The organism is Streptomyces axinellae, assembly GCF_039532135.1.
Taxonomy (GTDB): Bacteria; Actinomycetota; Actinomycetes; order Streptomycetales; family Streptomycetaceae; genus Streptomyces; species Streptomyces axinellae.
Genome location: NZ_BAAARJ010000072.1, coordinates 1 through 1,192, shown reverse-complemented (window position 1 = coordinate 1,192; position 1,192 = coordinate 1). Strand labels below are relative to the sequence as shown.

Annotated in this window: 1 protein-coding gene; it reads left to right on the top strand. The window is 65.8% G+C overall.

Features of this window, described 5'->3' with window-relative positions; all coding sequences use genetic code 11:
• Positions 1-53: 53 nt before the first annotated feature.
• Positions 54-1,192: LLM class flavin-dependent oxidoreductase (locus ABD339_RS33485; RefSeq protein ID WP_344570942.1), on the top strand; the 1,139-nt coding region annotated here is incomplete at its 3' end.

Genomic DNA, 1,192 nt, shown 5'->3' with positions numbered 1-1,192 from the left:
TACGTTATCGGCAATTAACATTTGGTGGAAGGGGCGTTATGGACTTCATCCTCATGACTGAGGGGGACACCCCGGTCGGGCTCACGCATGAGCACCGCTATCGGGAGCTGATCGAGGAGGTGCTGCTGGCGGAGCGGGTGGGCTTCGATGCTTTCGGCAGTTCCGAGCAGCACGTCGCTCTGGGGACGGCCTCGGTCTCGGCTCCGGAGGTGCTCTACCCCTACCTGATGGCCCTTACGAGCCGGATCCGCTTCATCCACCTCGTGACGCTGCTGCCGACCCGGATGAACCATGCCCTGCGCGTCGCGGAACGCGTCGCCACCGAGGACATCCTGTCCAACGGGCGCGTCGAACTGGGCACCGGCCGCGGCAACACCACACTCGCGCTGCGCGCGTTCGAGGTCGATCCCTCGGAGAACAAGGCCCAGTGGCGCGAAGGCATCGAGCTGATCCGCCGCGCCTTCCTGGAGGACGTGTTCTCCTACGTGGGCGACCACTACAAGATCCCGCCCCGCAGCCTCGTCCCCAAGCCCCTCCAGGGCCCCTACCCGCCCATCTCGGCCGCCGCCGGCAGCCCGAGTTCCGTGGAGACCGCCGCCTCCATGGGCATCGGCGCCATCATGGGCGGCCTCTACCTCGGCTACGACCTCGTCGAGAACATGGTCAAGCTCTACGACAAGACCCTCGCCGCCACAGACCACCCCTACCCGATCACCCCGCGCAAGATGGTCGCCGTCGCCGGCGGAATGCACTGCGCCGAGTCCACCGCACAGGCCCGCACCGAAGCAAAGCCCCTGTTCGAGATGGCCAAGCTCTCCACCGACGCCTACGAACGCCTCTCCAAGCTGTCGAAGGACTACGCCTACATGGGCGCCGTCAAGGACATCGACTTCAACGACGAGGAGTACATGTTCGAACACTCCCAGGGCTTCATGGTCGGCGACCCCGACCACTGCGCCGAACACGTCCAGCGCTACGCCGACATGGGCGTCGACGCACTCGTCCTGCGAGTCGACAGCCTCCCCCACGACCAGCTCATGCGCTCCATCGAACTCTTCGGCAAGTACGTCATCCCCCGCTTCAAGAACCCCCGCAACGTGGTCCGCTCAGCCGAGGACGTCCTCGCCGACATCCGCGCCGCACGCCCCGCCCACGAAGAAGCACTCCGCCAACACCACACCAACCACACCAA